Genomic DNA, 6,589 nt, shown 5'->3' with positions numbered 1-6,589 from the left:
GTCCGAACCTGGGTCCTCTTCAGACAAAATAAACCTGCACTCGCTTGGTTTTGTCCGAACCTGGGGCATCTTCGGACAAAATCAACCTGCACTCGCTGTTTTGTCCGAACCTGGGGCATCTTCGGACAAAATCAACCTGCACTCGCTCTGTTTTGTCCGAACCTGGGTCCTCTTCGGACAAAATCAATCGACACACACGCTATTGTCTTAGAACTCTGCCCCATCTAAATCCAAACTATCCATGCGCAAAAAAAAGCCAGGGAGTGCATCCCTGGCATACAACCATGCTTATTGTTCAAACAAACGCGGCAGTTCTTCGCTGTAGTTTCCTCGCATGATTCCTTTTTCTGTAATGATTGCGGTTATTAAGTGATGTGGTGTTACATCAAATGCAGGGTTGAAAACCTTGACGCCTTCAGGTGCTGTTGATTTTCCAAAACCTGCAGTTATTTCTTCTGCTGCCCGTTCCTCAATAGGTATCTCATCACCTGTTTTTGTATCAAGATCAATTGTAGATAAAGGCGCAGCGACATAGAAAGGAATATTATGGGCTTTTGCAAGTAACGCGACACCATAAGTCCCGATTTTATTGGCTACATCTCCATTGGCTGCTACACGGTCACAACCTACGATGACTGCCTGGACCTTTCCCTGTTGCATGACCATGGCGGCCATACTGTCAGTGATAAGGGTAACATCGATTCCAGCCTGCATTAATTCCCAAGCTGTCAGACGCGCCCCCTGAAGCAACGGACGGGTTTCATCCGCGTACACCTTTATATCCATTCCGCGTTCTTTAGCCAAATAGATTGGCGCAAGCGCTGTTCCATATCTTGCTGTGGCAATGCCACCAGCATTGCAATGAGTTAACACAGTCATGCCGTCTTTAAATAATGTTAAAGCATTCTCGCCAATGGAATTGCAGACATTTTCATCCTCCTGGCGAATCAGATGGGCTTCCTGTTCCAGTAGCCTTTTTATTTCAGCTACAGGCTTAGAGCTTGATTGCTTAGCACATGTATCCATCCTCTTCAATGCCCAGAATAAATTGACTGCAGTAGGTCGAGATGTGGCAAGATAATCTGCTTTCTCTTTAAAAAACTCATAAAATGCATCATATTCACTTTCAGGGGCATCCTTGATGCCAAGGGCCAGCCCGTAAGCAGCTGCAATGCCAATTGCTGGAGCACCTCTTACTTTAAGCTGTTTAATCGCATCCCATACATCTTCAATATTCTCGATTTCAAGGAATTCTGTTTCCTGGGGAAGTTTTGTTTGGTCTAATATATATAGTTTCTCACCATCATACTTGACGGACTGTAAAAATGATTCTTCCATGGTGATCCTCCTTCTGGCTTTTAAGACAATTCTGAACTAAATATCATTTTATCAATTATAGGCTCCATGGCAAGTGAAAATTATTTTTAAAGAAATGTTTCTACCTTCAGCAAGAGTCGACACATACAAAAAGCAGCGCCAATTGACGCTGCTTTTACTGTTTACCAGTAATATAGTATGGTGGAACTCTTAACCATCCTTTTTCCTGCATAAGCGATTTAAATGTCAAAGAAAAGGTGATTTTCATCATATGGTATTTTGCAAATAAGTAACCAACATCCGACCTGACAGATTCAGTAATTCCCCTTGTTGCAGAAGTGATTCCGACTACAAGATTGTAAGCAATCAGATTGGCAATTTCCTCATCATTCATCTTTGCGCCTTCAGGAAGTCCCTGGTATTCACCGACCATCTTTTCCGCTCCAACGTCAGGGAGAGGGATTCCTTCATCCTTGAAAAACTGTGTTAATTCCTTGATCATTGGTCTGTGTACATTTTCGATGATATCCGTGATTTTTTCTTTGAGTTCAGGATCTTGCGCTAAATTATATGCGTGCTGATCGTAGCGGAGAGTTTGTTCGGTCCCATGGAGATAAAACCATAGATTCATTACTTCTCCAACATGCAATGGCTTTTTGTCACCGTCCATAAAAGGGACGAATGCATCCTTCATCACTTCAAGAAGATTCAAAGCATGGCACCTTCCTTTCTGCAAAAGAATTTGCAGTTATTATTGGAAGAATAAAACCCTTTTATTCATGACCGTTTTCAGTGATGCCAAGCCTGTGTTTTACCAACTCGATAAAATTTCTTGCCGGCCTGGAGAGGTGATGTTGTTTTAACCAGATCAGCCCTACAGATGAAACCAACTCAGCATCTGAAATATTATGGGCAAAAAGATCAGAGTATCCATATGATTGAAATACAGATTCAGGAACAATTGTTGACCCAATACCTGAGGATACCATTTGCATTAGGACATTCATATCGGAGCATTCACAAATGACCTGAAGCGGCAGCTGTACTTTTGTAAAAGCGTCGTGGATTATATTGAAGCTGCCCAGTCCCTCTGTAGATGGAAGAATTAACGGGTAGTTGCTGATTTCTTTTATGGATATCTTGTCTTGTCCGTTTTGCCTGCAAACGAAAACGAATGATTCATTATATAAATGAAGGTAGTTTAGATCTTGATTGGCCAATGGAAGCCTGACCAGCCCCAGTTCAATTGTTCGGTTTTTAACAAGTTCAGCCAAGTAAGCCGAATCATTTTGTACAATTCGCAAATAGACTAGCGGAAAGGAGGAATGAAATGCTTCCAGCCATTCGGGAAATTCCGGCACAGATAGAGTGTTGATCCCAACTGATAAATTCCCCTTCCTCCCTTCATCCGTTTCCTGGAGTTCATTCTTCACTTCCTCAAAAGCATGGACAATGTTAAGTGCATGTCTATATAGCAGCTGACCCTTATCAGTCAATTCCAGCTTTTTTCCATGCCGCTCAACGAGCATCACTCCTAGTTCTTCTTCCATTTGTTTTAATTGAAGGCTTAACGGCGGCTGTGACATATGAAGTCTATGTGCTGCAGCAGTAATATTCTTTTCTTCGGCGATTGCGATGAAATAACGCATTTGTCTAATATCCATAAAAACTCCTTCTATTTAAAAAAAGATATGATTTTAATATAAATTATATATTTTAAATATAACTCAAGTCTATGGTACGATATTTTCATTCGTTTCAAAACGGAAAAATTTATCTGTAAAAGAGAGAGGAGAAAAAATGGATAAATTATTTCAATTACAGGCACATGGTACAACGATTGGGAGAGAGTTATCTGCAGGCCTTATTTCCTATATCACAGTTGTATACATCATCATTGTCAACGCAACAATATTAGCAGCAGCAGGCATCCCGCTCGAAGCAGGGATCATCGCTACGATCCTTACCGTGTTCGCAGGCTGTTTGCTCATGGGATTCTGGAGTAACACTCCAATTCTAGTCATTCCGGGCATGGGGTTAAATGCGATGTTTACTTATACAATCGTGCAGTCGGGCGGTTTCGCATGGCAAGAAGCTCTCGCAATGGTATTTGTATCTGGTATCCTGTTCATGCTATTAGCCTTCACTCCGCTCGCAAAAACAATCATTGCATCCATTCCTGACTCATTGAAAGAAGCAATCACAGTCGGTATAGGAATACTGTTGATCTTAATTGGTTTTGATAATAGCGGGATTATTACAAGCTCAGAGCATACCCTCCTAGAAATCGGGGATCTAAGCAGCTCAACTGCGCTAATCACATTGGTTGGTTTAATTGTCACAGTTGTTTTATTTATTAAAAATATTCCAGGCAATCTATTGCTCAGCATAGTTTTCACTTCTGTACTTTCCCTTCTTTTCGGGGACTTCGGAAGTGGTGGAGTTTCGTGGACCATGCCATCTATTGGTGAGTATACAATGGTTTTCGGTCAGCTGTCATTTGCTCAGGCAGGTAATTTTGTTTTCTGGCTGACAGCCTTTTCTCTTGCAATGGTCGTCATTTTTGAAAACATCGGTCTGATCCATGGCCATACAAAAATGCTTAACCAGACTCAAAAAAGTAAGAAGGCACTCCAGGCTAATTCGATTTCGGTTGCCACTGCAGGGATTTTCGGCACGAGCCCAACAGTATCATCTGTAGAAAGTGCTGCAGGGATAGCGGCTGGGGGCCGAACAGGATTAACAAGCATTACTACAGGTGTCCTGTTCCTGGCTTCGATCGTGCTTATTCCTGTTATTAAAGTAGTCCCTGAAAGTGCGGTATCACCTGTATTGATTTTAATAGGAATATTGATGCTTCAGAATATAGCAAATATCAAGCTTGATGATTTAATGGAAAGCTTCCCAGCACTTTTGATTATTGTTCTGATCCCATTAACCTACAGCATTGCTGACGGGATGGCGATTGGATTTATCCTATACCCGCTAATAAAACTGCTGATGGGCAAAGGCCGGGAAATACAGCCTGCACTTTATATGATTGCTTTGCTGTTCCTTGGCAATTTCGTGCTGCAGTATGCACTTTAATACAATCAAAAGCCTCGAAAAACCCAAAACTGTTCGGTTTTGGGTAGCATAGGGCAATAATGACAAGACAAATGGCGCGGAAATTGTCCGCGCCATTTGTCTTATTGTTCGACCTTTTATTTGAGTGAAGATTCGCTTTCTCAGTCGGACTGCTTCACACTAAGTACAGTGATCGTAGCCAAGATAACCATCATTCCAACAAGTTGAATGGTGGTCAATTGATCTCCCATAATCAGTACGCCAAATAATGAAGCTGTCACTGGCTCTACCATAGCAACCATGGAAGCAGTTGTTGGGGCAGTCCTACGAATGCCAATCACATAAAATATAAATGACAATCCAGCACCCACGATCCCTAATAGAAGAAACCATCCTATGTCGCTTGACGTAGCCACAGCAGCTGCTTCCTCTTTGTCTGCGAAAAGAAAAAGGATGAGACATAATGAAAAGAATGAAATGGTTAATGTTGTCTGCGGCTTTCCGATAGACGAGGCATTTTTGAACCCAAATATAAATAATGCATAGGAAAGACCAGCAGCTAGCCCCGCTGTCACTCCTAGAAAACTCACTGAAACTGATTCGGTGTTGTAGGCACCTGTAAGCAGCGTAATGCCTATAAGTACACCTGCAATACACCCCCATTTAAACCAAGTTGAACGTTCTATTCGCAACAAAAAAGATATTAAGAGGACAAAGACAGGTGCCGTGTACATTAAAGTAGCAGCAACAGCAATGCTTGAAGCTTGAATACCCAGAAAATAAAAAGTGAAATTTCCAGCAACTCCAACACCCGCCAACAGGGACCAGATGTATAAGCGAGTGGAGAAAGTCCAATTTTGTCTAAAGTGAAAGAGAAACCAAGCAAAAAAACATATAAATCCAACAGCACCCCGGTATAGTGAAATCACAATAGGATCCCATCCCTTGGTCATTAAAATATCGGCAATTCCTCCACTAATTCCCCAGCATATTGCGGCTAGTATAACTAAGCCTACCCCTGCAAATTTCATCTTGTGCCCCCTTATAGTGGCTTGAATTTTTTGATCCCGCACCCTTAATAACGAAAATTAAAGTGCAAACAGTTCTCTTTAAGCTCTCATCATCAATATATGTTTTAAAAAAGGTATTAACGATAATTCCCTTGTTTTCCAAACTAAAACCTAAGTCAGATTACTGGTTAATGTTGATTATTTTGGATACGAAAAAAAAATAAGAATGGCGTGTCAAAACTGATGTCAGTTTACACGCCATTCTTATTATCATTTATAAGTTATGCACCCAAGATAAGAAGGTTAAAAAAATCCCAAGGGCGGTTTTAATTTGCTCTTTTGAGAACATGTGATGATGCGTTTGTATGAACGTTTGGTATGAACTTTGAAGCTTCCTGCAACAGATGGATTTGTGCCGCTTGCGCCTGGTCAACTGTCCCCATGCCATACATCTTCAAGGACTTCTCAAGTACAAGCATAGATTCATAACCGTTTACATAGTAGAGACTCTCACCACCACGAGGGTAATAGGATTCAAGGGGGTTTATATTGGAGATGACATGATACTGTGCTTCTCCGTTTTGAGAGTACCCCGCAATCACAGCTTCAAAGGGCTGTCCATCTACCATTAGCGTGGGATTATTGATCAATAATTGAATTGATTCAGCCATTTTCTTAAGACTGAACCCTTGCATAACAAGAGTTTCAGCAGCGCTGACGGCCATCATGGCATATTCTTCATCACCAGAGTAAGCAATTACGGCTGTATTTGGTATTAACTCTTTAAATCTGATATCATCGAGTTTCTGATGAATCCCATAATCCGTTACCAATGAAATAAAATCCTCTCTTGCTACTATTGATACAAGGCCCATAAAAACCACTCCTTATATTCCATCATCTACCTTAAACATACCTCTTTGGGAGTAAATATCAATAGGAGAAGTTGTCGATTCATCAGAAGTTTTCGCGGATTTTGTAAGATTAGTGAATGAGGAGAATTTTACAAGCTTAAAGTAGTCTAGGAAGGTAAATTTAGTCATCATTTTACTCTATCAACAGCTTTAACAGGTCCAAGAAACCAACATCGCCAACGGGTGGAAAAGCTGTCATGAATTACCCATTATCTTGACAGCTTTAGCCCAACAGGCAAAAAGCTGTCATGAATATGCCGCGATTTTTTTCAGGTCTTATAC

At 41.1% G+C, this 6,589-nt stretch carries 6 protein-coding genes; 1 reads left to right on the top strand and 5 read right to left on the bottom strand.

What is annotated here, in order from left to right:
• Positions 1 to 288: 288 nt before the first annotated feature.
• From mtnA to J7E37_RS16845, 3 genes are all read right to left on the bottom strand, one after another.
• Positions 289 to 1,338 carry an S-methyl-5-thioribose-1-phosphate isomerase gene (gene mtnA, locus J7E37_RS16855; RefSeq protein ID WP_215025387.1) on the bottom strand — a complete coding sequence of 350 codons (1,050 nt, stop codon included), beginning with the start codon at positions 1,336 to 1,338 and terminating at the stop codon, positions 289 to 291.
• A 154-nt stretch (positions 1,339 to 1,492) separates the two neighbouring features.
• Positions 1,493 to 2,029 carry a DUF3231 family protein gene (locus tag J7E37_RS16850; protein ID WP_214779356.1) on the bottom strand — a complete coding sequence of 179 codons (537 nt, stop codon included), beginning with the start codon at positions 2,027 to 2,029 and terminating at the stop codon, positions 1,493 to 1,495.
• 61 nt (positions 2,030 to 2,090) lie between these two features.
• Positions 2,091 to 2,981, bottom strand: coding sequence for a LysR family transcriptional regulator (locus J7E37_RS16845; protein WP_215025384.1), 891 nt, complete (start codon positions 2,979 to 2,981; stop codon positions 2,091 to 2,093).
• Between the two features lie 136 nt (positions 2,982 to 3,117).
• Between J7E37_RS16845 and J7E37_RS16840 the strand changes: the two genes are divergently transcribed.
• The gene (locus tag J7E37_RS16840; RefSeq protein WP_214779074.1) at positions 3,118 to 4,404 is read left to right on the top strand and encodes an NCS2 family permease; all 1,287 of its coding nucleotides are present in this window, start codon (positions 3,118 to 3,120) and stop codon (positions 4,402 to 4,404) included.
• 140 nt (positions 4,405 to 4,544) lie between these two features.
• Here J7E37_RS16840 and J7E37_RS16835 read toward each other — a convergent pair whose 3' ends face one another.
• Complete coding sequence (locus J7E37_RS16835) at positions 4,545 to 5,414, bottom strand: DMT family transporter (RefSeq protein WP_215025381.1); 870 nt, start codon at positions 5,412 to 5,414, stop codon at positions 4,545 to 4,547.
• A gap of 305 nt (positions 5,415 to 5,719) precedes the next feature.
• Entirely contained in the window at positions 5,720 to 6,268 is a 549-nt protein-coding gene (locus J7E37_RS16830) for a hypothetical protein (protein WP_215025378.1), read from the bottom strand.
• Positions 6,269 to 6,589 lie beyond the last annotated feature (321 nt).

The sequence above is a fragment of the Bacillus sp. ISL-39 genome, from assembly GCF_018613295.1.
Lineage (GTDB): Bacteria > Bacillota > Bacilli > Bacillales > Cytobacillaceae > Mesobacillus.
Note: the sequence above shows the minus strand (reverse complement) of the source record. Positions and strands in the feature narration are given on the sequence as shown.